At 72.0% G+C, this 26084-nt stretch carries 31 protein-coding genes; 11 read left to right on the top strand and 20 right to left on the bottom strand.

Annotation, left to right across the window (positions count from 1 at the left end):
- Nucleotides 1-6: 6 nt before the first annotated feature.
- From ACIOD2_RS01340 to ACIOD2_RS01315, 6 genes are read right to left on the bottom strand one after another with little or no spacing between them, the layout of a single operon-like run.
- The gene (locus ACIOD2_RS01340; RefSeq protein WP_400532969.1) at nt 7-573 is read right to left on the bottom strand and encodes an SRPBCC family protein; all 567 of its coding nucleotides are present in this window, start codon (nt 571-573) and stop codon (nt 7-9) included.
- On the bottom strand, nt 567-1460 hold the full coding sequence (locus ACIOD2_RS01335) for an XdhC family protein (protein WP_400532967.1): 894 nt from the start codon (nt 1458-1460) through the stop codon (nt 567-569). The genes ACIOD2_RS01340 and ACIOD2_RS01335 overlap by 7 nt, the downstream gene beginning before the upstream one ends.
- On the bottom strand, nt 1460-3850 hold the full coding sequence (locus ACIOD2_RS01330; RefSeq protein ID WP_400532965.1) for an aerobic carbon-monoxide dehydrogenase large subunit: 2391 nt from the start codon (nt 3848-3850) through the stop codon (nt 1460-1462). The genes ACIOD2_RS01335 and ACIOD2_RS01330 overlap by 1 nt, the downstream gene beginning before the upstream one ends.
- Nucleotides 3847-4380 carry a (2Fe-2S)-binding protein gene (locus tag ACIOD2_RS01325; RefSeq protein ID WP_400532964.1) on the bottom strand — a complete coding sequence of 178 codons (534 nt, stop codon included), beginning with the start codon at nt 4378-4380 and terminating at the stop codon, nt 3847-3849. Before ACIOD2_RS01325 ends, ACIOD2_RS01330 begins: the two co-directional genes overlap by 4 nt.
- A complete protein-coding gene (locus tag ACIOD2_RS01320; protein ID WP_400532962.1) occupies nt 4377-5237 on the bottom strand; it encodes an FAD binding domain-containing protein in 861 nt (286 codons plus the stop codon). Before ACIOD2_RS01320 ends, ACIOD2_RS01325 begins: the two co-directional genes overlap by 4 nt.
- Before the next feature lie 5 nt (nt 5238-5242).
- Entirely contained in the window at nt 5243-5470 is a 228-nt protein-coding gene (locus ACIOD2_RS01315; protein WP_400532960.1) for a hypothetical protein, read from the bottom strand.
- Nucleotides 5471-5690: 220 nt separating this feature from the next.
- Between ACIOD2_RS01315 and ACIOD2_RS01310 the strand changes: the two genes are divergently transcribed.
- The gene (locus ACIOD2_RS01310) at nt 5691-5969 is read left to right on the top strand and encodes a WhiB family transcriptional regulator (RefSeq protein WP_323330982.1); all 279 of its coding nucleotides are present in this window, start codon (nt 5691-5693) and stop codon (nt 5967-5969) included.
- Here the strand turns inward: ACIOD2_RS01310 and ACIOD2_RS01305 are convergent.
- Entirely contained in the window at nt 5966-6802 is an 837-nt protein-coding gene (locus ACIOD2_RS01305; protein ID WP_400532958.1) for a helix-turn-helix transcriptional regulator, read from the bottom strand. The two genes, ACIOD2_RS01310 and ACIOD2_RS01305, sit on opposite strands and share 4 nt — an antisense overlap.
- An 85-nt stretch (nt 6803-6887) precedes the next feature.
- Between ACIOD2_RS01305 and ACIOD2_RS01300 the strand changes: the two genes are divergently transcribed.
- Both ACIOD2_RS01300 and ACIOD2_RS01295 read left to right on the top strand, forming a co-directional pair.
- Nucleotides 6888-7640, top strand: a complete 753-nt coding sequence (locus ACIOD2_RS01300) for an SDR family NAD(P)-dependent oxidoreductase (RefSeq protein ID WP_400532956.1) — start codon at nt 6888-6890, stop codon at nt 7638-7640.
- Between the two features lie 57 nt (nt 7641-7697).
- Entirely contained in the window at nt 7698-8498 is an 801-nt protein-coding gene (locus ACIOD2_RS01295) for an alpha/beta fold hydrolase (protein WP_400532954.1), read from the top strand.
- A 4-nt stretch (nt 8499-8502) separates the two neighbouring features.
- Here the strand turns inward: ACIOD2_RS01295 and ACIOD2_RS01290 are convergent, their stop codons facing one another.
- Complete coding sequence (locus ACIOD2_RS01290) at nt 8503-9246, bottom strand: pyrimidine reductase family protein (RefSeq protein WP_400535367.1); 744 nt, start codon at nt 9244-9246, stop codon at nt 8503-8505.
- Nucleotides 9243-10112, bottom strand: coding sequence for a dihydropteroate synthase (gene folP / locus ACIOD2_RS01285; RefSeq protein ID WP_400532952.1), 870 nt, complete (start codon nt 10110-10112; stop codon nt 9243-9245). Before folP ends, ACIOD2_RS01290 begins: the two co-directional genes overlap by 4 nt.
- A gap of 155 nt (nt 10113-10267) precedes the next feature.
- Between folP and ACIOD2_RS01280 the strand changes: the two genes are divergently transcribed.
- Nucleotides 10268-10528 (top strand): DUF6892 domain-containing protein, encoded by a 261-nt coding sequence (locus ACIOD2_RS01280; protein ID WP_400532950.1) that lies wholly within the window; start codon nt 10268-10270, stop codon nt 10526-10528.
- A gap of 5 nt (nt 10529-10533) precedes the next feature.
- Here the strand turns inward: ACIOD2_RS01280 and ACIOD2_RS01275 are convergent, their stop codons facing one another.
- The 6 genes from ACIOD2_RS01275 to ACIOD2_RS01250 form a co-directional block, all read right to left on the bottom strand.
- Nucleotides 10534-11337 (bottom strand): hypothetical protein, encoded by an 804-nt coding sequence (locus tag ACIOD2_RS01275; protein ID WP_400532948.1) that lies wholly within the window; start codon nt 11335-11337, stop codon nt 10534-10536.
- 81 nt (nt 11338-11418) lie between these two features.
- The gene (locus ACIOD2_RS01270) at nt 11419-12312 is read right to left on the bottom strand and encodes an SAM-dependent methyltransferase (protein WP_400532946.1); all 894 of its coding nucleotides are present in this window, start codon (nt 12310-12312) and stop codon (nt 11419-11421) included.
- Nucleotides 12264-12911 carry a cysteine hydrolase family protein gene (locus ACIOD2_RS01265; RefSeq protein WP_400532944.1) on the bottom strand — a complete coding sequence of 216 codons (648 nt, stop codon included), beginning with the start codon at nt 12909-12911 and terminating at the stop codon, nt 12264-12266. Before ACIOD2_RS01265 ends, ACIOD2_RS01270 begins: the two co-directional genes overlap by 49 nt.
- Complete coding sequence (locus ACIOD2_RS01260) at nt 12908-13984, bottom strand: isocitrate/isopropylmalate family dehydrogenase (RefSeq protein ID WP_400532942.1); 1077 nt, start codon at nt 13982-13984, stop codon at nt 12908-12910. The genes ACIOD2_RS01265 and ACIOD2_RS01260 overlap by 4 nt, the downstream gene beginning before the upstream one ends.
- Nucleotides 13985-14518 (bottom strand): EF-hand domain-containing protein, encoded by a 534-nt coding sequence (locus tag ACIOD2_RS01255; RefSeq protein WP_400532940.1) that lies wholly within the window; start codon nt 14516-14518, stop codon nt 13985-13987.
- Between the two features lie 171 nt (nt 14519-14689).
- Nucleotides 14690-15364 (bottom strand): TetR/AcrR family transcriptional regulator C-terminal domain-containing protein, encoded by a 675-nt coding sequence (locus ACIOD2_RS01250; RefSeq protein ID WP_400532938.1) that lies wholly within the window; start codon nt 15362-15364, stop codon nt 14690-14692.
- A 90-nt stretch (nt 15365-15454) separates the two neighbouring features.
- Here ACIOD2_RS01250 and ACIOD2_RS01245 point away from each other — a divergent pair, with 90 nt between their 5' ends.
- Nucleotides 15455-15994: an ester cyclase gene (locus ACIOD2_RS01245; protein ID WP_323330970.1), complete on the top strand. Its 540-nt coding sequence runs from the start codon at nt 15455-15457 to the stop codon at nt 15992-15994.
- On the opposite strand, the gene ACIOD2_RS01240 is transcribed toward ACIOD2_RS01245, so the two are convergent.
- Both ACIOD2_RS01240 and ACIOD2_RS01235 read right to left on the bottom strand, forming a co-directional pair.
- Nucleotides 15991-16149, bottom strand: a complete 159-nt coding sequence (locus ACIOD2_RS01240) for a hypothetical protein (RefSeq protein WP_400532936.1) — start codon at nt 16147-16149, stop codon at nt 15991-15993. The two genes, ACIOD2_RS01245 and ACIOD2_RS01240, sit on opposite strands and share 4 nt — an antisense overlap.
- 53 nt (nt 16150-16202) lie before the next feature.
- Nucleotides 16203-17240, bottom strand: a complete 1038-nt coding sequence (locus ACIOD2_RS01235) for an NAD(P)-dependent alcohol dehydrogenase (protein ID WP_400532934.1) — start codon at nt 17238-17240, stop codon at nt 16203-16205.
- Nucleotides 17241-17338: 98 nt separating this feature from the next.
- Here ACIOD2_RS01235 and ACIOD2_RS01230 point away from each other — a divergent pair, with 98 nt between their 5' ends.
- A complete protein-coding gene (locus tag ACIOD2_RS01230) occupies nt 17339-17923 on the top strand; it encodes a TetR family transcriptional regulator (protein WP_400532932.1) in 585 nt (194 codons plus the stop codon).
- A gap of 106 nt (nt 17924-18029) precedes the next feature.
- Here the strand turns inward: ACIOD2_RS01230 and ACIOD2_RS01225 are convergent, their stop codons facing one another.
- Nucleotides 18030-18692 carry a hypothetical protein gene (locus tag ACIOD2_RS01225; protein WP_400532930.1) on the bottom strand — a complete coding sequence of 221 codons (663 nt, stop codon included), beginning with the start codon at nt 18690-18692 and terminating at the stop codon, nt 18030-18032.
- Between the two features lie 57 nt (nt 18693-18749).
- Nucleotides 18750-19451 (bottom strand): helix-turn-helix transcriptional regulator, encoded by a 702-nt coding sequence (locus ACIOD2_RS01220; protein WP_400532929.1) that lies wholly within the window; start codon nt 19449-19451, stop codon nt 18750-18752.
- A gap of 125 nt (nt 19452-19576) precedes the next feature.
- On the opposite strand from ACIOD2_RS01220, the gene ACIOD2_RS01215 reads away from it, so the two are divergent.
- From ACIOD2_RS01215 to ACIOD2_RS01200, 4 genes are read left to right on the top strand one after another with little or no spacing between them, the layout of a single operon-like run.
- Nucleotides 19577-19816 carry a hypothetical protein gene (locus tag ACIOD2_RS01215; protein WP_400532928.1) on the top strand — a complete coding sequence of 80 codons (240 nt, stop codon included), beginning with the start codon at nt 19577-19579 and terminating at the stop codon, nt 19814-19816.
- Between the two features lie 57 nt (nt 19817-19873).
- Nucleotides 19874-20740 carry an FAD binding domain-containing protein gene (locus ACIOD2_RS01210; RefSeq protein WP_400532927.1) on the top strand — a complete coding sequence of 289 codons (867 nt, stop codon included), beginning with the start codon at nt 19874-19876 and terminating at the stop codon, nt 20738-20740.
- 1 nt (nt 20741) lies between these two features.
- On the top strand, nt 20742-21212 hold the full coding sequence (locus ACIOD2_RS01205; protein ID WP_400532925.1) for a (2Fe-2S)-binding protein: 471 nt from the start codon (nt 20742-20744) through the stop codon (nt 21210-21212).
- Nucleotides 21209-23566, top strand: coding sequence for an aerobic carbon-monoxide dehydrogenase large subunit (locus ACIOD2_RS01200; RefSeq protein WP_400532923.1), 2358 nt, complete (start codon nt 21209-21211; stop codon nt 23564-23566). Before ACIOD2_RS01205 ends, ACIOD2_RS01200 begins: the two co-directional genes overlap by 4 nt.
- A gap of 39 nt (nt 23567-23605) precedes the next feature.
- Here the strand turns inward: ACIOD2_RS01200 and tuf are convergent, their stop codons facing one another.
- Nucleotides 23606-24793 carry an elongation factor Tu gene (gene tuf / locus ACIOD2_RS01195; protein WP_400532921.1) on the bottom strand — a complete coding sequence of 396 codons (1188 nt, stop codon included), beginning with the start codon at nt 24791-24793 and terminating at the stop codon, nt 23606-23608.
- A 272-nt stretch (nt 24794-25065) separates the two neighbouring features.
- On the opposite strand from tuf, the gene ACIOD2_RS01190 reads away from it, so the two are divergent.
- On the top strand, nt 25066-26058 hold the full coding sequence (locus tag ACIOD2_RS01190; protein WP_400532919.1) for a methyltransferase: 993 nt from the start codon (nt 25066-25068) through the stop codon (nt 26056-26058).
- Nucleotides 26059-26084: the final 26 nt, after the last annotated feature.

The raw sequence follows: 26084 nt of genomic DNA, 5'->3' as shown, positions 1-26084 counted from the left end.
CTCCTCCTAAACGGGATAAGGCAGGAAGAACCGGCGGAACACGCGCTTCAACGCCATCAGCGTCGCCTGCAGGCCGATGCTGAACCCGCGGGCCGGCGCCGCGCCGGTGACCTCTTCGCCGCGTTCGGCGCGGTCGATGCCGTTCTGCAGGTTGGCCGCGAAGTCGCGCATCAGCACCGAGGTGACGTCGGCGATCATGCCGCGCCCGTACTGCGCCGCCGCGCCGGAGACCTGCAGGTCCTGGGTGACGTGCACCCGCGTGACGCCGCCGGCCGACGTCAGGGTCGCGGTGACGGTCATGTTCGCCTGGCCGCGGCCCTTCTCGTCGGCGCCCGCCGCGTCGACGACGATCCGCTTCGCGGCATCATCCCGGGAAGCGATCTTCGCCGTACCGCCGAACCTCAGCGAAACCGGTCCCATGTGGACACTCACACGGCCCTCGTACGCCTCGTCGCCCAGGTCCTCGGTCAGCTCGGCGCCGGGCAGGCACGCGGCCACCTTCGGGACGTCGTCGAAGAACCGCCAGACCTTGTCGATCGGCTGCCCGACCGCGAACTCGTTCTCGATCAGCATCGGCTCTCCTTCTTCGCGTACGCGGCCGGGTCGCGCTCGAACGCGGCCCGGCACCCGACACAGCAGAAGTGGTACGCGACGCCCTCGTACTCGACGGGATCACGCGGCGGAACGGTCATCCCGCACACCGGGTCCACCGCGTCCACGGCGACCACCGGCACCGGGCGACGCACCGCACGCAGCCGGACCAGCTCGGCGAGCACGGCGACGGCGATCTCCCGGTGCGCGACCGCGCCGAGGTCGACGCCGGCGGGTACCTGGACGCGGGCGAGCCGGTCGGCGGCGACACCGCGGTCGGCCAGGTACCCGAGCACGGCCTCGCCTCGCCGGCGTGAACCCACCAGCCCGACGTACGCCGGGTCCCGCGCCAACGCCCGTTCGAGGGCTTCTTCGTCGTTGTGGCCCTGGGTCGCGATGACCACATAGGACTGTCCGGTCACCACCGCGAGGTCTTCGCTCAGCTCCGCCCGCCAGTCCAGCGCCGCGGCCAGCGCGACCAGCGTGTGCGCCAGCGGCGAGCGCCCGGCGACCACGAGGTGCGGGGCCGGGACGACCGGCTCGACGTAGATCTCCAGCGCTCCCTCGCTCTGGCACGCGATCGGCACGACGGTCATCCCCGCCGGCACCGTCCCGAACCGCTCCGGGGTACCGAGCAGCAGCAGCCGGGGCGTGCCCTCGGCCAGCGCCTGCCGGGCTTCGCGCAGCACCACGGGTTCCGCGCAGGCGCCGCCGATCCAGCCGTGCAGCTCACCGTCCTCGGTGACGATCGCGCGGCAGCTCTCCTTGCCCGACGACGGCCCTTCGCGCCACACCACGGTCGCGAGCGCGAACGCCTCCCCGCGGCGGGCCCGGTCCCCCGCCTCGGCCAGGACGTCCCAGCCGCTCATCAGTCGTCCGTCCGGACCGGCGGCACGCCCGAGACGTCCTGCCCGGTCTGCAGCGCCTGCCAGACGCGGTCGGGCAGCAGCGGCATGTCGATGTTGCGGACGCCGGTGCCGTCGAGCGCGTCCATCACGGCGTTGACGAACGCCGCCGGCCCGCCGACGGCCGCGCACTCGCCGATGCCCTTGGCGCCGATCGGGTGGTGCGGGGACGGCGTGACGACCTCGCTGTGCAGCTCGAACCCCGGCGTCTCCCAGGCGGTGGGCAGCAGGTAGTCCATGTAGTTCGAGCCGACGCAGTTGCCTTCTTCGTCGAAGGTGATGAACTGCATGTTCGACATCGCGTACGCCTCGGTGAGGCCCCCCATGATCTGCCCCTCGACGATCATCGGGTTGATGCGGACACCACAGTCGTCGACGGCGACGAGGTTCAGCACGTCCCACACGCCGCTCTCCGGGTCGACCTCGACGGTCGCGATGTAGACGGCGAACGGCCAGGTCAGGTTGGGCGGGTCGTAGTAGGCGTGGTTCTCCAGCCCGGGTTCCATCCCGTCGGGCATGTTCGAGTACGCGGCCATCGCGCACTCCTGGATGGTGACGCCGCGGTCGGGCACCCCGCGCACGTAGAACCGGCCCAGCTCCCACTCGACGTCCTCTTCGGACACTTCCAGCAGGTGCGCCGCGAGTTTCCGGGCCTTGGCGCGGATCTTGCGCGACACCATCGAGATCGCCGCGCCGCCGACCGGCGTGCTGCGGGAGGCGTAGGTCCCCATCCCGAACGGCGCGGTGTCGGTGTCACCCTCCTCGACCGTGACGTCCTCGGCCGGGATCCCCAGCTCGTGGCTGACGATCTGCGCCCACGTCGTCTCGTGGCCCTGGCCCTGGCTCTTCGTCCCGACCCGCAGCAGTGCCTTGCCGGTGAGGTGCACGCGCAGCTCGGCGGAGTCGAACATCTTGATGCCGAGGATGTCGTATTCGCGGCTGTTGCCGGCGCCCAGCGGCTCGGTCATCGTCGAGATGCCGATGCCCAGCAGCCGCCCGCGTTTGCGTGCTTCTTCCTTCTGCTTCAGGAAGTCCTCGTAGCCGATCGCCTTCAGGCCGACGTCGAGGCACTTCTCCGGCTGGCCGGAGTCGACGAGGAAGCCGAACGGCGTCCGGTACGGGAACTGGTCCGCGCGCACGAAGTTGCGGCGCCGGAACTCCGCCGGGTCGATGCCGAGGTCCTTGGCGGCCTGGTGGACCATGCGTTCCTGGAAGAACATCGCCTCGGTGACGCGGAACGAGCAGCGGTAGGCGACCCCGCCCGGCGCCTTGTTGGTGTAGACGCCGCGGGCGGTGAGGTGCGCGGCCGGGATGTCGTAACAGGCGAACGCCGAGTGCAGCAGGCCGATCTTGAACTTGCTCGGCTGGGCGTCGGCGAAGAACGCGCCGTGGTCGGCGTCGGCGTGGATGCGGACGCCGAGGATCTTCCCGTCCTCGCGCAGGGCCAGCTCGCTGTCGAGGTACATGTCGCGGGCGAACCCGGTGGAGATGAGGTTGCCGGACTTGTCCTCGATCCACTTGACGGGCCGTTCCAGCAGGATCGAGCACAGGATCGAGCAGACGTACCCGGGGTACACCGGCACCTTGTTGCCGAAGCCGCCGCCGATGTCGGGCGAGACGATCCGGATCATGTGCTCGGGCAGCTCGGCGATCATCGCGACGGCGGCGCGGACGATGTGCGGCGCCTGCGTGGTCATGTAGACGGTCAGCTTCTGCGTCGCGCGGTCGTAGTCGGCGACCGACGCGCAGCACTCGATCGGCGACGGGTGCGAACGCGGGTAGTGCAGCCGCAGCTTGGAGATCCGGTCGGCGTTCGCGAACGCCCGGTCGGTGCCGGCCTTGTCCCCGACCTCCCAGTGATAGATCACGTTGCCGTCCTGGCCGGCCTTGTCGTCGCGGATCACCGGGGCGTCCTCGGCGAGCGCCTGCTCCGGGTTGACGACCACCGGCAACGGCTCGTACTCGACGTCGATCGCGTCGCAGGCGTCCTTGGCGATGTAGGGGTCGTCGGCGACGACGCAGGCGACCTCCTGGCCCTGGAACCGGACCTTGTCGGTGGCCAGCACGGCCTGGGTGTCGTAGGACAGCGTCGGCATCCACGCCAGGTTGCGCGTCGCCGCCATCTCGCCGGTCAGCACCAAGTGGACGCCCGGGATCTCCCACGCCTTGCTGGTGTCGATCGACTTGATCCGCGCGTGCGCCATCGGGCTGCGCAGGATCTCCATGTGCAGCATGCCGGGCAGCACGATGTCGTCGGTGTAGCGGCCCTTGCCGCGGATGAACCGGCTGTCCTCGACCCGCTTGCGGCTGGCGCCGACGCCGCCGATCTCGACCTCGTCGAGTGCCTTCGTCACGGCTGGTCCTCCCGTTCCGACCGCAGTTTCGCGGCCGCCCAGAGCACCGACTTGACGATGTTCTGGTACCCGGTGCAGCGGCAGAGGTTGCCCGACAGGGCCCACCGGACGTCCTCTTCGGACGGATCGGGGTCGCGGTCCAGCAGGGCCTTCGAGGCGAGCATCATGCCGGGGGTGCAGAACCCGCACTGCAGGCCGTGCTCCTCGCGGAAGCCCTCCTGCACCGGGTGCAGCTCGCTGGCCGTCGCCAGGCCTTCGACGGTGGTCACCTCGTGGCCGTCGGCCTGGACGGCGAGCATCGTGCAGGACTTCACCGGCGTGCCGTCGACGAGGACCGTGCAGGCGCCGCAGTTGGTCGTGTCGCAGCCCATGTGCGTGCCGGTGAGCCGCAGCCCCTGCCGCAGCAGGTGCGACAGCAGCAGCCGGGGCTCGCACTCGATGACCTTGCGGGCGCCGTTCACCGTCACCGTGATCCGGCGTTCGGGGACGCCGGCGGCCGGTTCGTCGCGGACTTCGTGCACGATCGTCATCGGGTCGTCCCTTCCAGTGCGCGCACCACGAAGGTGTGCACCATGTGCCGCTTGTACCGCGCGCTGCCGCGGTGGTCGGACTTCGGCCGCGCGTCGCGGGCCGCGAGCGCCGCCGCCTCCTCGATCGTCTCGGCGTCGAGCGACCGGCCGAGGAGCGCTTCGGCGGCGTCGGCGCAGTCGATGGTGGCGCCGCCGACGCCGGTGAGCGCGATCCCGGCCCGCGTGACCCGGCCGTCGGTGGCGGTGTCGACGGCGACCGCGACGCCGACCGTCGCGAAGTCGCCGACCCGGCGCTCCAGCTTGAGGTAGCCGCCCGACGGGGTTCCCCGCGGCGCGGGGATCACGGCTTCGACGGCGATCTCGTCCGGGGCGAGGGCGTTCTGGAACGGGCCGAGCACGAAGTCCCGCGCCGGGATGCTGCGGCGTCCGGCCGGTCCGGCCGCGACGATCGAGCCGTCCAGGGCCAGCACCACCGACGCCCAGTCGCCCTGCGGATCGGCGTGGCACAGCGACCCGACGAGCGTGCCGCGGTTGCGGACGATCGGGTCGGCGATGAGCGGCGCCGCCGCGGCCATGGTCGGCTGGGTTTCCCGCAGCAGGTCCGACCGTTCGAGCGTCACGTGCCGGCACAGCGCGCCGACGTGCAGGTTCCCGTCGGCGTCGACCTCGTGGTGGCCGAGCCCGGGGAGGTTGTTGATGTCGACGAGGAGCGCGGGCGCGGCGAAGCGGAGCTTCATCAGCGGGACGAGGCTCTGCCCGCCCGCGAGGACCTTCGCCTCGTCACCGTGCTCGCGCAGCAGGGCGAGCGCTTCGCCGAGTTCGCGCGGGGCTTCGTAGGAGAACCGGCTCGGGTACATCGGCGTCAGTCCTCGTCCGGGACGGCGACCGGCAGGGTGTCCTCCTCGGGCTCCGGTCGCGGCCGCTGGTGCGGCGGCCACGGCCCGGCCACCGGCTGCCCGGCCACCTTGAGGAAGCCGATCAGCTGGGGCCACGCCCAGACGGTCGGGCTCGGTCCCTCCTTCGGCGCGTTCTCGACGAGTTCGTACAGCCGCGGGTTGCCGCGGCTGTGCCCGTCGGACTCGATCCGCATGACGCGTACCCGCTTCCGCCGTCGATCAGGTGATCGGATCGTCCACCCGGAGTACACGCTGGGCAACGAGGGAATAACCCTTCGCTTAACCCCCGAGGCCGGCCTCGCGTACCACACGTGGGTGATCTTCACCGCCGCGTGGATGATCAGGGCGCCGACCGGGTAACCGCCGCTCGAAGGCCGGAACGCGGCCCGACAAACGTGAGGGGATGTGGTCCCGGTGTCCGAAGTGTCCCGGCTTCCGGTGGTCGTCAGCGAGAACTGGGATTGGCAGATGCGCGGCGCGTGCCGGGGGATGGACGCCGCCGTGTTCTTCCACAGCGACAACGAACGCGGGATGGCGCGCAAGCGTCGCGAGGAGCTCGCCAAGCAGATCTGCGCGAGCTGCCCGGTGCGCCTGCAGTGCCTCGACCACGCCGTCGCGGTCCGGGAGACGCACGGCATCTGGGGCGGGCTCGGCGAGGGCGAGCTGCGTCAGCTGATCGCCACCCAGGTTTAGGTCAGCTGCTGGAGGCCGACGACCGACAGCAGCCGCAGGGCGTCGTGGGCGGGGGTGCCGGCCTCGGCGGTGAAGAGGACGACGTGCTGGTCGCGTTCCGGCACGAGGAGGATGTCGCAGGTCAGGGTGATCGGCCCGACCTGCGGGTGGTCGACGGTCTTGACCAGGTGCCGCTGGTCGGAGACCTCGGGGCTCGGCCACAGCGCGGCGAACTCGGGGCTGCCGCGCAGCAGCTCGCGCACGAGCGCCTGGGTCGCGGGGTCGTCCGGGTAGCGCGCGGCCGCGGCGCGCAGGTGGCCGGCCGCGAAGATCCCGAAGTCAGCGCCCCCGCTGATGCCGTAGTGCCGCTGACTCACGTCCGGGTGCAGGAAGTAGCGGCGGATCATGTTCCGCTCGCGGCGCGGTCGGGCCGAGAAGTCCTCCAGGAGCGCCGCGGCCAGGGGGTTCCAGGCCAGGACGTCGTACTTCGCGTCGAGCACGATGGCCGCGGTGTCCGGCAGCCGCTCGATGAGGTCCATGATCCGGTCCGGGACGTCGGCCGACGGGCCCGGCGGCTCCGCGAGCTGCCCGCCGAGGGTGTACAGGTGGTCCCGCTCGGCGTCGTTGAGCCGCAGCGCGCGGCCGAGCGCGGCCAGGACGTGCCGCGACGGGTGCGGGCCGCGGGCCTGCTCCAGGCGCGTGTAGTACTGGGTCGAGATGTGCGCCAGCTGGGCCACCTCTTCGCGGCGCAGGCCCGGCGTGCGCCGCGGCCCGGCCGCGGGCAGGCCCACGGTCGACGGGGTCAGCCGCTCCCGGTGCAGCCGCAGGAAACGGCCCAGTGCGTGCTTGTCCATACTCCGAGTGTCACCCCGGGGCGGCGGTCCTGCCAGGTATAGCCAGGGCCTGCCAGAGTGTGCGAAGGCGTCGCACGGTGGAGACATGACCCAGAACGGAATGTTGTCCGGCAAGATCGCCCTCGTCACCGGAGCCAGCCGCGGCATCGGCGCGGCGGCGGCCCGCCTGTTCACGGCGGAGGGCGCGACGGTCGTCCTGGCCGCCCGCACCGAAGCCGACCTGAAGACCATCGCCGAGGATCTGCCTGGCGCCTCCTACGTCGTCGCCGACCTCGGTGATGTCGCGAGCATCGAACGCGCGGTGGACACGGTCGTCGAGCGGCACGGGCGGCTCGACGTCGCGTTCAACAACGGCGCCGTCGGCGTCCCGCCGCACCCGATCGCGGACTTCCCCGAAGCCGACTTCGACCTCGTCATGCAGGTCAACCTCAAGGGCGTGTTCTACGCGGTGTCGGCCGAGGTGAAGGCCATGCAGCGCACCGGCGGCGGGGCGATCGTCAACACCAGCAGCGTGGGCAGCCTGATCGGCAACCCGGCCCTGCCCGCGTACGGCGCGGCCAAGCGCGCGGTCAACAGCATCACGGAGTCGGCGGCCGTGACGTACGGCCCGGCCGGCATCCGGGTCAACGCGATCGCCCCGGGCCTGACCCTCACCGAGATGGTCGACGAGTGGAACCGCCACGATCCGGGCATCATCGAGCGGATCGTCTCGGGCACCCCGCTCGGGCGGGCCGCCGCGCCGGCGGAGATCGCGGAGGCGGCCGCCTGGCTGCTGAGCGACCGGGCGTCCTTCGTGACGGGTGTGGTGCTGCCGGTCACCGGGGGCACCGCCGTCTGACCGCCGTGTCAGCCCGGCGTCAGGTCCGTGTCAGCTCGGCCTTCGATAGTTCCTCCCATGACGAAGAACAGCACGACCTGGTCCGGCATGGTGGAGATCGACGACACGGCCCTCGCGGTCACCGACACCGGCGGCACCGGCATCCCCGTGGTCTACCTCAACGGCCAGTTCGCCACCCAGGGCTACTGGCGCCGGGTCGTCGCCGAGCTCGGCGACGACTTCCGGCACATCACCTTCGACGAGCGGGCACGGGGCAAGTCGAAGCGCTCGGCCGACTACTCCTTCGAGGTCGCCGTCCGCGACGTCGACGCGGTGCTCAAGGCCCGGGGTGTGGACCGGGCGCTGCTGGTCGGCTGGTCCTACGGCGCCCTGGTCGGCGCGCACTGGGCCGCCCGCAACCCGGAGCGCACGATCGGCGCGGTCCTGGTCGACGGAGCCTTCCCCTACGACTGGCTCGACGAGGCCATGGAGCAGCGGATCCGCAAGCTGTTCAAGCGGATGAGCTGGTTCCTGCCGCTGCTGCGCCCGACCGGCCTGGCCCCGCGGATGAGTGCCGAGCAGCAGGCCGAGAGCAACATCGAGGTCGGCGTGCTCTCCCGTGAGCGTGCACTCGGCCCGGTGCTCGACACGATCACCGTCCCGACGCGGTTCGTGGTCGCCTCCGGCACGTCGCTGGGCAGCCGCGGCGACGAGCAGGAGAAGATCCGCGCCGGGCTCGACGCCGCCGTCGCCCGCAACCCGCACATCGAGGTGAGCGCGAAGGTCACGAGCAACCACGGCGCGATCCTGCGCAAGGACTTCGGCGCGGTCGCCGGGGCCGTCCGCGAGGTCGCCGCCCGTGAGCACTCCGACCGCTGAGGCCTTACGGCACCAGGTAGCGCGTCAGCAGGCTCTCGCCGTCGGTGAGCACCGTGTCGAGGTCGAGCTTCAGCGGGTCGAACGCGCCGCCGACCGCCGCGCGGTCCGCGGTGCCGGCCACCAGGAACGGCGCGACCGTCAGGCGGAACTCGTCGACCAGGCCCGCCTCCGCCAGCGCCGCGAACAGGTGCGGGCCACCTTCGCAGTCGATCCGGCGGAAGCCGCGCTCGGTCAGGGCGGCGACGGCGAGGTCGAGCGCCACGTGCTCCTGGCCCGCGACGATCACCTCGGCACCCGCCGCGATCCAGGCGTCACGCTGGTTCTCCGGGGTCCGCTCGCTGGTGATGACGATCGTCGGCACCGCGGCGCCGGTGATCACCGGCGCGTCGGGCGGCAGGCTGCGGCCCGTGGTGACGACGGCGATCGGCGGGACCGGCTCGAGGCCGTGGCGACGACGGCGATCGGCCGTCTCCTCGTCCGGGTGGACACCGTCGAACTGCTCGATCACGGCGGTGCCGGCGCCGAGCAGCACGAGGTCGGCGAGGTCGCTGCCCAGCTTGAAGACGACCCGGTCGGGCTCGGTCGAGAGCGGGCGCGACCGGCCCGCGACGGTGATCGCGCCGTCCGTGCTCGACACGAAGTTGACGACCAGCCACTTCGCGACGTCGGGGAAGCGGTAGAGGGCTTCGAGGTCGTCCTGCCCGAGTTCGCGGACGCTCTCCGGCGGCCAGATCTGCTGGAGCTTCACAGCCACCGCACCGCGTTCTTCGGCGGCCGGGTGCCGACGATGCTCGCGACCATCTCGACCACGTGGCGTGTCTCGCGGACCTGGTGCGCCCGGAACATCGCGGCGCCGTGCGCGGCCGCGAGCGCGGTGGCGGCCAGCGTCCCGGTGACCCGGTCGTCCATGCCGACGTCGAGGGTCTCCCCCACCACACCCTTGTTGGACAACGCCATCAGCACCGGCCAGCCGGTGGCGACCAGCTTGTCGACGTTCCGCAGCACCGTCAGGGACTGGTGGGTGTTCTTCGAGAAGTCGATGCAGGGGTCGATCATGATGCCTTCGCGCGGGACCCCGCGCCCGGCCGCGCGTTCGGCGAGCTCGACGGTGTCGGCCACGACCGACGCGACGACGTCGTCGTACACCGGCTTGACCGGGTCCGTGCGCGGGTCGAGGCCGTCGACGTGGGCGCAGACGTACCCCGCGCCGTACTCGGCCGCGACGTCCAGGATCTCCGGCTCGAAGGCGGCCCAGTTGTCGTTGATCAGGTCGGCGCCGGCCCGGCAGACCGCGTCGGCGACCTCGGCGCGGTAGGTGTCGACGCTGATCACCACGTCCGGGAAGTGCTCGCGGGCCCATTCGACGGTCGGCACGACCCGGGCGATCTCCTCCTTGACGGTGACCTCGGGGCCCGGGCTGGCCGGGACGCCGCCGATGTCGATCACCGCCGCGCCGTCCTCGAGCGCCCGGCCGATCGCCGCCTGCGCCCGCTCCTCCTCGAACGTCACCCCGTTGTCGTAGAACGAGTCCGGGGTCCGGTTGACGATCGCCATCACCAGCGCGTTGTCACTGGTGAGGCGCCGGCCCCGGAAGACGAGGTCGTGGATCGGCATGCGGTTCTCTCCCGTGCAGGACCGGACGTGGCAACCCCCCGAGCATAGGCGATCACCGTTCTCGCCAGGTGCTCTCTCACGCCGGGGTGACGCTGGTGGAGAACTTCAGCGACCGGCCTGCTTCGTCGAGGCGTTCCACGAAGATGTCGCCGCCTGTGCCCGGCAACGGTAGCCCCTTCGAAGCGCTGGAGATCGGCGCGGAGCTGCTGGCCTCGGTCGAGCAGCTGAGCATGGACGGCGGGCTGCAGGTGTACCAGGAGTGCTCGCCTATCTGGGACGGCGAAGACGACCTCTACGACGTCACCTCGCTCGACGACCTCGCGCTGCTGCCGAACCTCCGGCGCGTCGTCGGCTCCGAGTTCCTGGGCCCGCAGCTGCGCGAGGTCCTGCGCGCCCGCGGCATCGCGGCCGACTGAACCGGTTACGGCAGCCCGTACCAGCCGGGCGGCAGCCGGCGGCGGTTGCCGTGCAGCCAGCCGGCGAGCTGGGTGCCGATGGCGAGCGCCAGGTACCCGAGCTGCAGCGGCTGCCAGGCGACCGGGGCGTTGATGCCGGCGAGCCACGCGAAGGCGGCGGGCAGGACGAACCGGCGCACGTCCTGGGATCGCAGGAACCGGTCGACGGCGGCCGAGGCCTCGTCCTCGGCGATCACCGGGGCGGTGAAGGCATCCAGCAGGGCCAGCCCGGCCGGCACCAGCCCGACGCCCAGGACGACCAGCGACACCGCGGCGGCGGAGCGCATCGGCGGGCTGATCACGACGAGGGTGCCGTACAACGCCGCGCCGCCGATGAAGGTGATCCCGAACGACACGAAGGACCAGGCGCCGACCAGCCCGGCCGCCGTGCTCGGTGACGGCCGGCCACCGGGCTCCACGAACTGCGCCGCGAGCTGGTCACGGTAGCGCGCGGCCTGCCGGCGGACGAGCGTCCACACGGCGAACGCCACGGCGAGCACCAGCGCCCCGGCCGCGTGGGCGAACGGCGGATCGTCAATCGAGGCTGTCGCCCAGGCCCCGACGAACGCCGCGAGCGACACGAGAACGAGCGACGGCGTGGTGCTCCGGGACCCGGCGCGCAGCGCGATCAGCCGGGTCGGCAACGTGGTCCGGACGCCGTGCCGGAACAGCCACAACCGGGCCCGGCCGACTTCCTCGAGCGTGGGCTGCGCCGGAAAACGTGGATCCCCGGGCAGCGGCGGCGAGCTCCGCACCTCCCCGGCCGTCATCGCGCCACCCCGGCCACCGGGCACACCGGTCCGCGGAAGATCACCAGATCCCTCCCCAAGGTCTGTCGTCCTCCTCGGAGTTTACGACATCGATGCCCCCTCCGTCCCGGTTCGCCGCGCTTTGCCCGCGAACACCCAGCGGTTGCTCGCCAGCGCGTCTTCGCTCTCGGCGACCAGGTCCACGCCGTGCTGCGCCGCGAGGTCGAACGGCGTGCGGGCCGACACCGTCCAGCCGCGGTTCCGCAGTGCCTCCGCCGAGTCCGGGCGCGGCCCGGCGTCGAACAGCGCGGTCAGGTCCACCCCGATCTGCTCCTTCGCGCTGCGGTAGATCGGGCTCGCCCGGTGTTCGACGGCGAGCTTCACCTCGAACGCCAGGCGGCTTCCGGGCGCGGCCAGGCGATCGATCGCCGAGACGAGCCGGCGCTCGGTGTCTGCGGACAGGTAGAGCAGCAGGCCCTCGGCCAGCCACGCCGTCGGGACGGCCGGGTCGAAACCCGCTCCGCACAACGGTTCCGCCCAGTCGTCGCGCAGATCCACCGCGACGGTCGTGCGCGCCGCGGCCGCCGTCGCGCCGAGGCCGGCCAGGACCTCCTGTTTGAACGCCAGCACGTCCGGCCGGTCGAGCTCGAAGACGCGGCAACCGGCCGGCCACGAGAGCCGGAACGCCCGCGAGTCCAGCCCGGCACCCAGCAGGACCACCTGCGCGGCACCGGCGCCGAGCAGGAAGTCGTCGAGGACCCGGGTGCGCAGGCCGAAGTACCGGCCGAGCCGGCCCCACAGCGGGTTCGCCGCCCCGCCGGGGACGTCGTCCCAGTGCACCGGCCACTCCCCCGGCACCCGGGCCGCTTCGACGAAGTGGCGCGCGAACCCGTCCCGCGCCAGGGAATCCGGCCGGGTCGCCTCGATCGCCCGGGCCGCGGCGACCATCAGCGCGGTCCGGCCGACGCCGCCTTCGACGCCTCGGGTGGTGACCACTCGCTCTCCTCCCCGTCGCATCGAGTCCACGACCCGGGCCGGTCGTGGGTGGTCGTCCGGGCGCCGTAGACGGTTTCCATGAACCGCAGGGTTTCCTCGTCGCTCCGGTGCAGCGCGGTCGTGCAGTCAGTCAGTACCGTCAGGTGAAATCCCTTCTGGAACGCGGTTCTCGCCGTCGAGTCCACGCAGACGTCGGCGTAGACCCCGGCGAAGACGAGGTGCCCGATCCGGCGGCGCCGCAGGTACTGCCCGAAGCCGTGGGCGAAGAACGCGTCGAAACAGGCGTACTTGGTGAAGACGCGTTCGCCGGGCGCGGGCGCGACCCCGTGGAACTGCGCGCCCCACGACCCGGCCAGGCACTTCGGCGCCTTGCCCAGCACCCGGTCCCGGCGCCGCCAGCTCGGCCGCTGGTACTCGACGTCGCCGAGGAACCGCACGAAGACGACCTCGGTGCCGGCCCGCCGCGCGAGGTCGACGGCCCGCCCGGCGTTCGCGGTGACCCGTTCCAGCGTCCCCGGCCGGCCGCGGTACCGGGCCGCGACGGCGGGCCCGGTGCAGAAGTCGTTCTGCAGGTCCACCACGACCAGCGCCGTCTTCACGCGCCCGCCGCCGAAACCCGGTCCGGGGCGGGGTCCAGCGCGTCCAGCACCTCGGCCACGACCTCGGTGGTCGAGTGCCGGCCGCCGGCGTCCGGGGTGCCGACGCCGCGGTCGCGCGCCTCGCGCAGCGCCTGCTCCATCGCCGTGATGGCACCCGGGCAGCCCGCGTGCCGCTCCGCGATCGCCGCAGCGGCCCGCAGCGTCGCCGTCGGGTTGACCCGGCCGGTGCCCGCGAGGTCGTCGGCCGAGCCGTGCACGGTCTGGTACTCGACCAGGCCGTCGACGTCCGGGTGCAGGTGGACGTTCTCGGTGTACCGGTTCTCCTGGCGTTCGCCGCCGAACGCGGCGAGCAGGACGACGTGCATGATGTCGGCCCATTCGTTGCCGGCCACCAGCAGCGTGCGCGGCGCGAGGCCGTGCTCGACCAGGTTGCGGTTGACCGTGTCGGGCTGACCGAGCTCGACGGCCACGCCGAGCCGCCCGGCGATCTCCGCCACCCACTCGCCGAACGCGCCGTCGAGCAGGTGGAACTTGTACGCCAGGACGATCCGGGCCGGGCCGTCGCCGGGCCACTGCGCCCACGCGCGGCGCACCGCGAACGTGAGCACCTTCTCGGTGATCTCCTTGCTGAACACCATCGTGCGGGTCACCGTGTCCGGCGTGTGCCGGTTCTCGCCGGTGTAAAAACCTTGGGCCTGGTCCCGGACCAGCAGCAGGGACGGCGTGACCGGGTCGACCTTCACCGCCTGCAGCCGTTCGCGGACCAGGTAGAGCGACTGCGCGTTGATCGCCGTGCGGAAGACCGCGGAGACCCCGGCGCGCGCCTGTTCCCGGCAGAACTGCTCGTAGTGGCCGGCGTCCTCTTCGGTGAGCCGGCGGGTCCGGTCGGTTCCGCCGGCGTCCTTCAGGGTGAAATAGGAATGGTAGGTCCGGGGCGAGCGCGTTACGCCGATTTCGGTCGAACACAGCCGGCCGATCCGGGTCAGCACGTTTTCGAAGACGTCCGCGAGTTCTCCCCCGGTGCCCCGGCCGACCGCCAGCCCGACGACCGGCCGCGCGCGGTGCGCGCCCATTCAGCCGGCCACGTTCGCGACCAGGTGGTCGCCGGCGATGCCGACCTTGTCCGGGCTGTAGTAGTCCTTGATCGCCGCGGCCCAGACCGGCACCCGGACGCGGTCACCGGCCGACGGCGCGAAGGCGTCGAAGAGCGCGTCGATGTTGGGGCGGTCGAAGCCGATGGCCGTCATCAGGGCGACGAACAGCGGCCGTTCGATCATCCCGTCGCCGTCCGGATCCCCCAGCGCGGTCAGGGTTTCCGCGAACTCCGTCACCGTCCCGTCGAACCGCTCAGGCGACAGCACGCAGCCCGCGTACTCCTCGTAGCTCACCCGGCCGTCGTGGTTCGCGTCGAGCTCCCGTTCCAGGGTGGTCCAGTACCGCTGGAAGGCCGCCTCCATCGCCCGCTTCGCGGCGTCGCCGGAGCCCTCGGCCGCCCGCACCACGCGGTCCGCCATCGTCGAGAAGTCGTGCTCTTCGAGATAGCCGTTCCCGTCGACGTCGAACAGGGTGAAAACGAGCTTGATCCGGTCGACCGCGGTGGCACCCATCGATTCTTCACCTTTCCGTCGGGCTTTGTCCCGAGCAGTTTGCGCCCGCACGGACGCGACCCGGATCCGTTTCACCCCAAGGTGTGGAATCACCATTCCGGTGCGTTTTCACCGGGGCGCACCAGCGGTTCGCCCCGGCCGGGGCACGCACCGGCACGCACCGTGACACCCTCAGCCGCGGACGGACTCCAGCGCGGCGACCAGTGCGGCCAGGCCGAACTCGAACTCTTCGTCGTGGTCGCAGATCGCGAGGTCCGGCGCGGCCGCCGCCACGTGCGGCAGTCCCGAAGCGCGCAGCTCGGCTTCCCGCTGCTGGGCTCCTTCGACGTCGGTGCCGCTGAAGGCCGGCCCCGCGGACACTTCCCGCATCAGGGAACCGACCAGGAAGGCCAGCGCCGTCCGGAGCGCGTGCACGGCGCGGTCCGGCGGGAACCCGGCGCGGTCGAGGACGGCCAGCACCGCTTCGGTCGGCCCGAGCGCCGCGGGCGCGCCGAGCTGGCGGGTGAGCACCAGCGCCGCGCAGCGCGGGTACTGCTGCGCGGCCGACCGGAAAGCGCCCGCGACCGCCCGGACGTCGGCCTCGAGGTCACCGGTGGGGGCGGGCAGGCGCAGTCCGGCCAGTACCGCTTCGGTGATCGCGTCGAGCAGCGCGTCCCGGCTCGCGACGTGGTTGTAGAGGCTCATCGCGTCGACCCCGAGGCTCTTGGCCACACCGCGCATGGTCAGCCGCTCGACGCCTTCGGCTTCGGCGAGCGCCATCGCCGCGTCGACGATCCGCGCTCGCGACAACGGTTCCTGCCCGCGCCGCGGCCGTCCCCGCCGCGGTGGTTCGGTCCGGGTGTCCATCACGCACCTCCTGGACAAAACCTACAGGGTAGGTTTACGGTCGGCACATACCTACGGCGTAGGTTTAACCGCGACGACCAAGGATCCGCCATGACGACCGCCTACACCCTGCCGCCGGAAGACGTGCTGCACGCCCGCGAAAAGCTCGTCCTCGACCACTTCCACGACGAGGTGCGGCAAGCCTGGGACGACGTGCTCGAGACGTTCCCGCACCCGCACTACGAGCTGATCGCGTCGATGACGGTGCACGACGGCGACGGCGAGGTGCGCGGTTACTACCACGACACCCGCGTCGCCTTCCCCGACCAGGACCACGAGATCATCGCGCTGCGGCACACCGCCGACGCCGTGGTCGTCGAGTTCTGGCTGACCGGGACCCACCTCGGCCCCCTGGGCAAGATCCCCGCGACGGGCAGCAGGCACCGCACCCGGATGACCGCGTTCTTCGTCTTCGACGAGCACGAGAACCTGGTCACCGAGCGCGTCTACTTCGACCAGCTGACGGTGCTGAAGCAGCTCGTGGGCGGGCTCGACAAGAAGAACCCGAAGGACCTGGTCACCCTGGCACGAGCGGTTTTCGGCGCCCTGGGCGAAGCCGGCGGCGAGCCGGATCCGCGCCTGCTCGGTTAACTGCGGCCGAGGGTCTTCCGCTTGACGAAGCCGATCACCCCGGTCGCCAAGAACAGGACGATCCCGACGAACAGGAGCCAGAACAGGCTCTTGACCACCAGACCGAGCACGATCAGCACAGCCCACACGACGAGCAACCCGACGAGCAATCCCATGGTTCTCTCCTTTCGCCTGCCGGCGGATACCCCGCACCGGTAAGGGCAAACCGTCAGGACAGGTCGGCGAGGTCGAGCACGAATCGGTAGCGGACGTCGTTGCGGCCGAGCCGGTCGAGCGCCTCGTTCACCTGCTTCGAGGGCAGCAGCTCGATGTCGGCGGTGACGTCGTGCTCGGCGCAGAACGCCAGCATCTCCGCCGTCGCGGGGCGGCCGCCGCTACCCGCCGAACCGAGCCGCTTGCGGCCGACCAGCAGGTCCGTCATCGGCACGGTGACCGGGCCCAGGTACCCGACGACGCTGAGCGTGCCGTCCAACGCGACCAGCTTCAGGTACCGACCCAGGTCGTGGGGCACCGCGATCGTGTCGAGGACGACGTCGAACCGGTCCCGCGCCGCGGCCAGCTGCCCCTCGTCGGCCGACACGATCAGGTCGTGGGCGCCGAGGCGGCGGGCGTCCTCCGCCTTGTCCGCCGAGCGGCTGATCACGGTGGTTTCGGCCCCGAGCGCGACGGCGAGCTTGACCGCCAGATGCCCCAGCCCGCCGAGCCCGGCCACCGCGACCCGGCTGTCCGGGCCGACCCCGAGCGCCCGCAGCGGCTCCCAGACGGTGATCCCCGCGCACAGCAGCGGTGCCGCGGCCGCCGGGTCGAGCCCCGCGGGCAGCGGGTAGGTGAACCCTTCGCGGACGACGTACTCGCGCGAGTAGCCGCCGAGGGTGGTGGATCCGTCGTGGCGGTCGGTGCCGTCGTAGGTCAGGGTCGGGAACTCGTGGCAGAAGTTCTCCTGCCCCCGCTCGCACATCGGGCACTCCCCGCACGAGTCCACGATGTTGCCCACGGCGACCGCGTCCCCGGCGGCGAATCTCGTGACTCCGCTCCCCACCTCGGTCACCACGCCGGTGAACTCGTGCCCGGGCACCAGCGACGTGTCCCGGCCGTCGCGGTGCAGCGCGTGGAGGTCGCTGTGGCAGACCCCGCAGTAGTCGACGCGCACGGCGACGTCGTCCGCGCGCAGGTCACGGCGCTCGAGCGGCACCTGGCGCAGCTCGGCACCGGCGGGGCCGGCCTGCCAGCCCACGGTTGTCCTCATGGTCCACTCCTCAAGCAAACAGACTGTTCGGTCTGTTTGACCGTAGCCGAGCTTCGGCGAACCGGCAAACCGACTGGTCTGTTGTTATCGTGGACGCCATGCCCCTGACCTCGCGCGGTGCCGCGACGAAACAGCGCATCGTGGACGTGGCCACGCAGGAGTTCGCGCAGTACGGGCTGGCCGGGGCGCGCGTCGAGCGGATCGTGGCCGCCGCCCGCACCAACAAGGCGCAGCTCTACGCCTACTTCGGCAGCAAGGAAGAGCTGTTCGACGCGATCTTCATGGACTCGATGGACTCGATCCGCAACGTCGTCCCGATCGACGCCCGTGACCTCGCCGACTGGGCCGTCCGCCTGTACGACGAGTACCTCCGCCGCCCCGACCTGATCCGGCTGGCCACCTGGGTCCGCCTGGAACGCCGCCCGGCCGGGCACCTCGTCGAGCAGGCCGACCGCCTGGACACCGAGAAGCTCGGCGCGATCGCCGACGCGCAGGCCGCGGGGCTCGTCCGGGCCGGGGACCCGTTCGACCTGATGGCCATGGTGATCGCGATGTCGATGGCGTGGTCGCCGGTCAGCAACGTCTACGCCGCCACCGGCGAGGAACCGCCGGAGCTGCACGAGTTACGCCGGACGCTCCTGCGGGAGAGCGTCCGGCGCGCTGTTGCACCCGAAGGTCAGTAGCGGAACGAGCGCGTCCCGATCAGCGACCAGGCACAAGCAACCCGGCCGTCGCGCACGGACAGCAGGTCGACGCCGCTCGCCGCGGGAGGGCGCTCGCAACCAACACTCAATAGCGGAACGACCGGGTCCCGGTCAGCGACCACGCCCGAGCAACCCGGCGATCGCGCACGGACAGCAGCTCGACACCGCTCGCCGCCGGACCGGCCCACAAGAACGCGACCGTCCCGCGCTCCGGATCCACGACGGGTTCGCGGTGCGGCGTCAGGACCGCGGGCTCCGGCCGCGCGAGCGGGCCCGCCGCGCCGGAGAAGAACCCGAAGTCCTCGGTGAGCACGTCCACCGGATCACCGGCGCGCCACCGGAGCCAGCCGTCGAGCACCTTGTCCAGGTCGTGGCCGCCGGCATACCCCGGGTCGGGCGCGGTGTCGCGCCGCTCCCCCACGAACGTCCAGTTCTCCGCGATCCGGTCGCCGTGGAGGATGTTGAAGTCGAAGCCGGTCAGCTTCTGCCCGTCGGCCTTGTCGACGTCCCACAGGTAGGCGAAGTGGTCACCGCCGTCGGCGAGCACCCGCGGCCGGAAGAGGTTGACGTGCTTGGCGCGGTAGCCGTCCAGGAACCGCACCTGCTCCGCCGGCCCGACCACGCTGTCGAGGCCCGGCGTCTGCCCGGACCACTGCACGCAGGCGGGGCTCATCAGCTCGTGCGCCAGCGCGGGGTCCTCGTTCCACATGCGGCACCACAACCGCATCCGTTCTTCGTTGTTTCCCATGTCCGCCACTGTTCCGGCGGACCGCGACACCGTCCTGTCGGTGTTCGCCGTCACATTTCAGCGCAAGGCCTCGGCGTCCAAGCGGTCCAGCTCCGCGGCCCATTCCGCCTCGCGCGGGCGGAACCGCTCGCCGGTCGACGCGGCGGCGGTGATCCGGTGCAGCTGGAACCCCCGCACGCCCTCGCGCCACCGGCACCACGCGACCAGGTACCAGCCGTGCGGGCCCCACAGCAGGCCCATCGGCTCGACGTCGCGCTCGGAGGTCGCACCCGCCCGGTCGGTGTAGGTCAGGTGCAGCACCCGGCTCGCCACCACGGCGTCCTCGACGGTGTCCGCCACCGCCCCGCGGATCACCGGCAGGTCGGGGTGCGGGCCGACCCGGTGCACCCGGGCGGCCAGCGCGTCCTCCCGGCGGCGCACGTCGGACGGCAGGACGGCCAGCACCTTCTGGGCCGCCCGCCGCGCCGCGTCCGCGAACGGCGTGGCCGACGCGGCCCGCAGCGCGACGCTGATCGCCAGCGCCTCGCGCGCGGTCAGCGTCACGGGCGGGAGGGTGCGCTCGCGGTCCAGGCTGTACCCGCCGTTGCGCCCGGTGTCGCTCCGGATGGCGACGCCGGACTCCCGCAGCGCGTCGAGGTCCCGTTCGACCGTCCGGACGCTGACCTCGAACCGGCGCGCCAGCCAGGTCGCACTGCGCGGCCTCGGCGAAATGGCCCGAAGTTCTTCCACGAGGGCGTACAGCCGTTCGGTGCGATTCACGAGAGCTAATTTATCTGCCGTCCACCGGCTGTTTCCGGCCGCTCACCGCAGTTCACCGGCCCGGGCTGTTACAGAACCCGGCCCATTCGCGACAGCACTGTCGAGAATGAAGGGGAGGGTGGTCGGTGACGGGCGAACGAGAGGTGCGGCTGCGGCTGGGCACCCGCGCGGTCTCCGCCCCGGCCGAGTTCGGCCGCGAGGTGGTGAAGTACACCGGGGTCACGGTCCAGCGCGTCGAAGCCGGCGAACTGGTCGATCAGACGTGGGTCCCGGTGGGCACGACCCCGACGTTCGCGGACGACGAAGCGCTGATCGCGGAGTGGCACCAGGCCCTGCGGTGGACCCAGGTCCGCGCCGACGTCTGAAGCCTTCCCTTAATCCACTCTTGCGGGCCTCCCGCCCGCCGGGAACGATCCACGGTCATGCAGGTGCCGGCGCAGTTCGAGTACGAGCGGGCCACCAGTGTCGGGCACGCCCTCGAGCTGCTGGCCAAGTACGGCCCCGAGGGCCGGGTGATCGCCGGCGGGCACAGCCTCATCCCGATGATGAAGCTGCGGCTGGCGCGGCCCGAAGCCCTGATCGACATCAACGAGCTCAGCGAGCTGAGCCGCATCGAGGTCGTCGGCGGGGAGCTGCGGATCGGGGCCCTGGTCCGGCACGCCGAACTGCTCGATTCGGCCGAAGCCGGACGGCTGTTCCCGATCCTGCACGACGCCGAACGCGTGGTCGCCGACCCCATCGTGCGCAACCGCGGGACCGTCGGGGGCTCGCTGTGCCAGGCCGACCCGTCGGAGGACCTGTCGGCGGCGTTCACCGCCGTCCGCGCCGAGGCCGTCGTCGAGGGGGCCGACGGGACGCGGGTCGTGCCGGTGCGGGAGTTCTTCACCGGGCCGTACGAGACCGCCGTCGGGCCGGGTGAGCTGCTGGTGCAGCTGCGGCTGCCGATCCGCGACGGAACGGGGAGCGCGTACGCCAAGGTCGGCCGCCGGGCCGGGGACTGGGCGATCGCCGCGGTCGGCGCGTCGCTGCGGGTCGACGGTGGCGTGGTTGCCGAGGCCGGCCTAGGGCTCACCGCGGTGGGCGCCCCGCACTTCGTCGCGGTCGAGGCCGAGGACTTCCTGCGCGGCGGCCCGGCGACGCCGGAGCGGTTCGACGAGGCCGGCGCGATCGCCGCCGCGCACTGCTCCCCCGCCGCCGACCAGCGCGGGCCCGCCGACTACAAGCGCCACCTCGTCGCGCAGCTGACCAGCCGGGCCCTCCAGCAGGCCCAACACAGGCGGGCGGGCTGACGTGGAGATCACCGTGACCGTCAACAACGAGCCGTACCGGCGCAGCGTCGAGCCGCGGCTGCTGCTGGTGCACTTCCTGCGCGACGACCTCGGCCTGACCGGCACGCACTGGGGCTGCGACACCTCCAACTGCGGCACCTGCGTGGTCTGGTTGGACGGGCTGCCGGTCAAGTCCTGCACGGTGCTCGCGGCGATGGCCGACGGCAAGCGCGTCCGGACCGTCGAGGACCTCGCCGACGGCCCGCGGCTCGACCCGGTGCAGCAGGGGTTCGTCGCCTGCCACGGCGTCCAGTGCGGATTCTGCACGCCGGCGATGCTGATGACCGCGCGCTGGCTGCTGGACCGCGACCCCGACCCGGACGAAGGCACCATCCGCGAGGCCATCTCCGGGCAGCTGTGCCGGTGCACGGGGTACGAGAACATCGTGCGCGCGGTCCGCTGGGCCGCCGAGCACCCGGACGGTGAAGCGTGACGGCGAACGGCCACGGTTCCGTGCGCCGCAAGGAGGACGGCCGGTTCGTCCGCGGGCGCGGCACGTTCCTCGACGACGTCACCCGGCCCGGGATGCTGCACGGCGCGATCCTGCGCAGCCCGCACGCGCACGCCCGCGTCGTCGCGATCGACACCAGCGCGGCCGAGGCGCACCCGAAGGTCCGGGCCGTGCTCACCGGCGCGATGCTGGCCGAGCGCGGCATGGCGTGGATGCCGACGCTGTCCCACGACGTCCAGGCGGTGCTGGCCACCGACAAGGTCCGGTTCCAGGGCCAGGAGGTCGCGTTCGTCGTCGCCGAAGACCGTTACGCCGCAAGGGACGCGCTCGAGCTGATCGACGTCGAGTACGAGCCGCTGCCGGTGATCGCCGACGCGCGGACCGCCCTCGACGCCGATGCCGCGCTGATCCGCGACGACGTCGAGAACCGTACGGACAACCGGATCTTCGACTGGGAGTCCGGCGACGCCGCGGCGACCGACGACGCCTTCGCCCGCGCGGACGTCGTCGCGACGCAGGACATGCTGTACCCGCGGGTGCACCCGGCGCCGATGGAGACCTGCGGCGCGGTCGCCGAACTCGACCCGGTCACCGGGAAGCTCACCGTCTGGGCCACGGCCCAGGCCCCGCACGCGCACCGGCTGCTCTACTCGATGGTGACCGGCCTGCCCGAGCACAAGATCCGGATCGTCGCCCAGGACATCGGCGGCGGGTTCGGCAACAAGGTCGGCATGTACCCCGGTTACCTGTGCGCCGTGGCGGCCACGATGGTCACCGGACGGCCGGTCAAGTGGGTCGAGGACCGCTCCGAAAACCTGATGAGCACGTCGTTCGCCCGCGACTACCACATGCGCGGCGAGATCGCGGCCACGCGCGGCGGGAAGCTGCTCGGCCTGCGGGTGCGGGTGCTGGCCGACCACGGCGCGTTCAACGGCACCGCGCAGCCGTCCAAGTTCCCGGCCGGGTTCTTCCAGGTCTTCACCGGCTCCTACGACCTGCCGGCGGCCCACTGCGCGGTCACCGGCGTCTACACCAACAAAGCGCCCGGCGGCGTGGCGTACGCGTGTTCCTTCCGCATCACCGAAGCCGTGTACCTGGTCGAGCGGATGATGGACGTCCTGGCCTACGACCTCGGCCTCGACCCGGCGGAGCTGCGGGAGCGGAACCTGTTGCGGCCCGGGCAGTTCCCCTACACCTGCGCGACCGGCTGGGAGTACGACTCCGGCGACTACCCCGCGGCCTTGGCGCTGGCCAAGGGGATCGCCGGGTACGACGACCTCCGCCGGGAGCAGAAGGAGAAGCGCGAACGCGGTGAGCTGATGGGCATCGGGCTGAGCTTCTTCACCGAGGCCGTCGGCGCGGGCCCGCGCGAGCACATGGACATCATGGGCCTCGGCATGGCCGACGGCGCCGAGCTGCGGGTGCACCCGAGCGGTTCGGCCGTGCTGCGGCTGTCGTGCATGTCCCAGGGCCAGGGGCACGAGACGACGTTCGCCCAGATCGTGGCGCACGAGCTGGGCATCCCGACCGACGAGGTCGAGGTGGTGCAGGGTGACACCGACGCCACGCCGTTCGGCCTCGGCACCTACGGCTCGCGCTCGACACCGGTGTCCGGCGCCGCCACCGTGCTGGTCGCGCGGAAGGTGCGGGCGCGGGCGCAGCTGGTCGCGTCGGCGATGCTCGAGGTGAGCCCGGACGACCTCGAGTGGGAGCCCGGGCGCTGGTTCGTCCGCGGGGTGCCGGGCCAGGGCGTCACGATGCGCGAGATCGCCCGCGCCGCGCATTCGGACCTGGCGCTGCCCGAAGGCGTCGAAGGCCACCTGGACGCGTCCTGTGTGTACAACCCGCCGAGCCTGACCTACCCGTTCGGGGCCTACATCTGCGTGGTGGACGTCGATCCCGGGACCGGGCAGGTGGCGGTGCGCCGGTTCGTCGCCGTCGACGACTGCGGGGTGCGGATCAACCCGGCGATCGTGGCCGGGCAGGTCCACCGCGGCCTCGCCGACGGGATCGGGATGGCGCTGATGGAGCTGATCGCGTTCGACGACGACGGCAACCACCTCGGTGGGTCCTTTATGGACTACTTGCTGCCGACGGCGCTCGAATGCCCGTCGTGGGAACTCGGCGAGACGTGCACACCGTCCCCGCACCACCCGATCGGCGCCAAGGGCATCGGCGAGTCCGCGACGGTCGGCTCCCCCGCCGCCGTGGTCAACGCCGTCGTCGACGCGCTGCGGCCCTACGGGGTGCGGCACGCGGACATGCCGCTGACCCCGGCGGCGGTGTGGCGCGCGATGCAGGGCCGTCCACTTCGGACGGACCTGGCGATCACGTGAAGACGGCCCCGCCCGGGGGTTCCGGGCGGGGCCGTCGCTTCAGTCCAGGACCTCGGTGACGGTCCCGGCGACCACGGTCAGGCGGCCCTCGCGCATGGCGAAGCCGAGACCCGGGCCCATCGCGATCGGCAGCCCGAGCTCGACGGTCAGCTCGGCGGCCTCACCCGGCCAGACGACCGCAGTGCCCTCGGCGAGGGTGACCACGCCGACGACGTCGCTGGTGCGGAAGTGGAACTGCGGCCGGTAGTGCGCCGCGAACGGCGTCCTGCGGCCCCCTTCCGCGGCCGACAGCACGTGGACGTCCGCGCGGAACCGCGTGTGCGGCCGGACGCTGCCGGGCAGGCAGACGACCTGGCCGCGCCGGACCTCACCGCGCTTCACCCCGCGCAGCAGCACCGCGGCGTTGTCCCCCGCCTCGGCGCGCTCCATCGGCTTGCCGAACGTCTCCAGCCCGGTGGCCACGCTCGTGACCGCCGGGCCGAGCCCGATCACCTCGACCGTGTCACCGACCGCGAGGGTGCCCTGCTCCACCGCACCGGTCACGACGGTGCCGCGGCCGGTGATGGTCAGGACGTTCTCGATCGGCATCAGGAACGGCAGGTCGAGCCGCCGCGGCGGGATCGGCACGTGCTCGTCGACGGCGGCGAGCAGGTCCAGGATCCGTTGCGTCCACAGCGGTTCGCCCTCGAGCGCGCGCAGCCCCGACACGCGGACGACCGGCACGGCGTCGCCGTCGAACCCGTAGCGGGTCAGCAGCTCCCGGACCTCCAGCTCGACCAGGTCGAGCAGGTCCTCGTCGTCGGCGAGGTCGGCCTTGTTGAGCGCCACCACGAGGTGCTCGACCCCGATCCGCCGCGCGAGCACGACGTGCTCCCGCGTCTGCGGCATCGCGCCGTCCTGCGCCGAGACGACCAGCACGGCGCCGTCGAGCTGGGCCGCGCCGGTGATCATGTTCTTGACGTAGTCGGCGTGGCCCGGCATGTCGACGTGCGCGTAGTGCCGGGTGGCCGTCTCGTACTCGACGTGCGCGATGGTGATCGTGATGCCGCGCTCGATCTCCTCCGGCGCGCGGTCGATGCGGTCGAAGGCGACGTAGGAGTTGTTCCCGCCCTGCTCGGCGAGCACCTTGGTGATGGCCGCGGTGAGGGTGGTCTTGCCGTGGTCGACGTGCCCCATCGTGCCGATGTTCAGGTGCGGCTTGGTCCGCACGTACTGCTGCTTGCTCATGGTCTTTCCCTGTACTGGCGGGTGAATGCGCGAAACCGGGCGAGCGCGTCGACCCTCCCCCGGCGGTTCCGCGTCAGGACAGGGGGAATCGGGGAAGGGTCAGCTTCGAGCGCCGGTCAGCAGCCGTGCCGAAAGGGCGCTCGGCAGGGACACGCCTGCGAACGTCGCGCTATCGGACACGGGGAACATGGCGGGAAGCGTGCCACGGCGGCGGCCACCGTGTCATCCGGTTTTCCTGCGGGACATCGCGTTGTGGCCGATAAGCTCGGACGATGGACGAACCCTCGATCATGGCGCTGGCCGACCTGGCCACCCCGATGGCCATCCGGGTCGCGGCGACCCTCGGCCTGGTGGAGCACGCGGGTGGCGCGGGAGCGACCGCGGACGATCTCGCCGCCGCGACCGGAACCCCACCGCGGATCCTCCGGCGCCTGCTCGAACACCTCGTCACAGCCGGGGTTTTCGCCTTCGACGCGGATTCCGCGCGGTACCGGCCCACGCCGCTCGGCGCGCAGATGGGCACAGCCGATGTCAAGCGGCTGCTGGACATCAGCTGCGCCGGCGGTCGGGCCGAGCTCGCGTTCGCCGACCTCCTCGAGACGATCACCACCGGCGAACCGGCCTACCCACGCCGGTACGGGTGCGACTTCTGGGCCGACCTCGACGCCGACCCGAAACTGCGGAAGTCGTTCGACGCCCAGATGAACTGGCGCTTCCGCGAGCACGCCCCGCGGATCGCCGAAGCCTTCGACTGGGGCCGGTTCCCCCACATCGTCGACGTCGGTGGTGGCGACGGTCCGCTGCTCATCGAGATCCTGCGCGCCCACCCCGGCGTCCGGGGCACGCTGCTGGACCTGGCACCCACCGCGGCCGCGGCCGCCGAGCGGTTCGCCGCCGCCGGGCTCGGCGACCGGGTGCGCACCGTGGCGGGCAGCTTCTTCGACCCGCTGCCGGCGGGCGCCGACGCCTACCTGCTGTCCGACATCGTGCACGACTGGGACGACGACCACGCCCGCACGATCCTGGCCCAGTGTCGCCGGGCCGCCGCGCCGGACGCCACGGTGCTGCTGATCGAGCCGGTGCGGGGGCACGGCGCCCACACCGGGATCGACCTGTTCATGCTGATGTGCTTCGGCGGCGAGGAAAGGACCCTCGACGAGCTGGTCGAGCTGGGCGCCGGGAGCGGGCTCGTGTTCCGCGGCGCGGTGCCGGTGACCGAACGCAGGCTGGCGCTGGAGTTCGGCGTCGAGTCCAGCTGTCCGTGAAGGCCACCTTGAGGGACTCAGAGTCC

The organism is Amycolatopsis sp. NPDC088138, from assembly GCF_044741685.1.
In the GTDB taxonomy this organism is placed as follows: domain Bacteria; phylum Actinomycetota; class Actinomycetes; order Mycobacteriales; family Pseudonocardiaceae; genus Amycolatopsis.
The sequence above is the reverse complement of the archived record's forward strand: the minus strand, read 5'-3'. Positions and strand labels throughout refer to the sequence as shown.

What these genes read in the sequence shown, in the direction of transcription:
- ACIOD2_RS01245 (WP_323330970.1), top strand. Translation starts at nt 15,455, where the DNA reads ATGACGACCGCCTACACCCTGCCGCCGGAAGACGTGCTGCACGCCCGC.
- ACIOD2_RS01275 (WP_400532948.1), bottom strand. Translation starts at nt 11,337, where the DNA reads ATGACGGCCGGGGAGGTGCGGAGCTCGCCGCCGCTGCCCGGGGATCCA.
- ACIOD2_RS01315 (WP_400532960.1), bottom strand. Translation starts at nt 5,470, where the DNA reads ATGCGGATCGAGTCCGACGGGCACAGCCGCGGCAACCCGCGGCTGTAC.
- ACIOD2_RS01210 (WP_400532927.1), top strand. Translation starts at nt 19,874, where the DNA reads ATGCAGGTGCCGGCGCAGTTCGAGTACGAGCGGGCCACCAGTGTCGGG.
- tuf (WP_400532921.1), bottom strand. Translation starts at nt 24,793, where the DNA reads ATGAGCAAGCAGCAGTACGTGCGGACCAAGCCGCACCTGAACATCGGC.
- ACIOD2_RS01250 (WP_400532938.1), bottom strand. Translation starts at nt 15,364, where the DNA reads ATGGACACCCGGACCGAACCACCGCGGCGGGGACGGCCGCGGCGCGGG.
- ACIOD2_RS01235 (WP_400532934.1), bottom strand. Translation starts at nt 17,240, where the DNA reads ATGAGGACAACCGTGGGCTGGCAGGCCGGCCCCGCCGGTGCCGAGCTG.
- ACIOD2_RS01230 (WP_400532932.1), top strand. Translation starts at nt 17,339, where the DNA reads ATGCCCCTGACCTCGCGCGGTGCCGCGACGAAACAGCGCATCGTGGAC.
- ACIOD2_RS01335 (WP_400532967.1), bottom strand. Translation starts at nt 1,460, where the DNA reads ATGAGCGGCTGGGACGTCCTGGCCGAGGCGGGGGACCGGGCCCGCCGC.
- ACIOD2_RS01300 (WP_400532956.1), top strand. Translation starts at nt 6,888, where the DNA reads ATGACCCAGAACGGAATGTTGTCCGGCAAGATCGCCCTCGTCACCGGA.
- folP (WP_400532952.1), bottom strand. Translation starts at nt 10,112, where the DNA reads ATGCCGATCCACGACCTCGTCTTCCGGGGCCGGCGCCTCACCAGTGAC.
- ACIOD2_RS01325 (WP_400532964.1), bottom strand. Translation starts at nt 4,380, where the DNA reads ATGACGATCGTGCACGAAGTCCGCGACGAACCGGCCGCCGGCGTCCCC.
- ACIOD2_RS01255 (WP_400532940.1), bottom strand. Translation starts at nt 14,518, where the DNA reads ATGGGTGCCACCGCGGTCGACCGGATCAAGCTCGTTTTCACCCTGTTC.
- ACIOD2_RS01240 (WP_400532936.1), bottom strand. Translation starts at nt 16,149, where the DNA reads ATGGGATTGCTCGTCGGGTTGCTCGTCGTGTGGGCTGTGCTGATCGTG.
- ACIOD2_RS01305 (WP_400532958.1), bottom strand. Translation starts at nt 6,802, where the DNA reads ATGGACAAGCACGCACTGGGCCGTTTCCTGCGGCTGCACCGGGAGCGG.
- ACIOD2_RS01225 (WP_400532930.1), bottom strand. Translation starts at nt 18,692, where the DNA reads ATGGGAAACAACGAAGAACGGATGCGGTTGTGGTGCCGCATGTGGAAC.
- ACIOD2_RS01340 (WP_400532969.1), bottom strand. Translation starts at nt 573, where the DNA reads ATGCTGATCGAGAACGAGTTCGCGGTCGGGCAGCCGATCGACAAGGTC.
- ACIOD2_RS01295 (WP_400532954.1), top strand. Translation starts at nt 7,698, where the DNA reads ATGACGAAGAACAGCACGACCTGGTCCGGCATGGTGGAGATCGACGAC.
- ACIOD2_RS01320 (WP_400532962.1), bottom strand. Translation starts at nt 5,237, where the DNA reads ATGTACCCGAGCCGGTTCTCCTACGAAGCCCCGCGCGAACTCGGCGAA.
- ACIOD2_RS01260 (WP_400532942.1), bottom strand. Translation starts at nt 13,984, where the DNA reads ATGGGCGCGCACCGCGCGCGGCCGGTCGTCGGGCTGGCGGTCGGCCGG.
- ACIOD2_RS01190 (WP_400532919.1), top strand. Translation starts at nt 25,066, where the DNA reads ATGGACGAACCCTCGATCATGGCGCTGGCCGACCTGGCCACCCCGATG.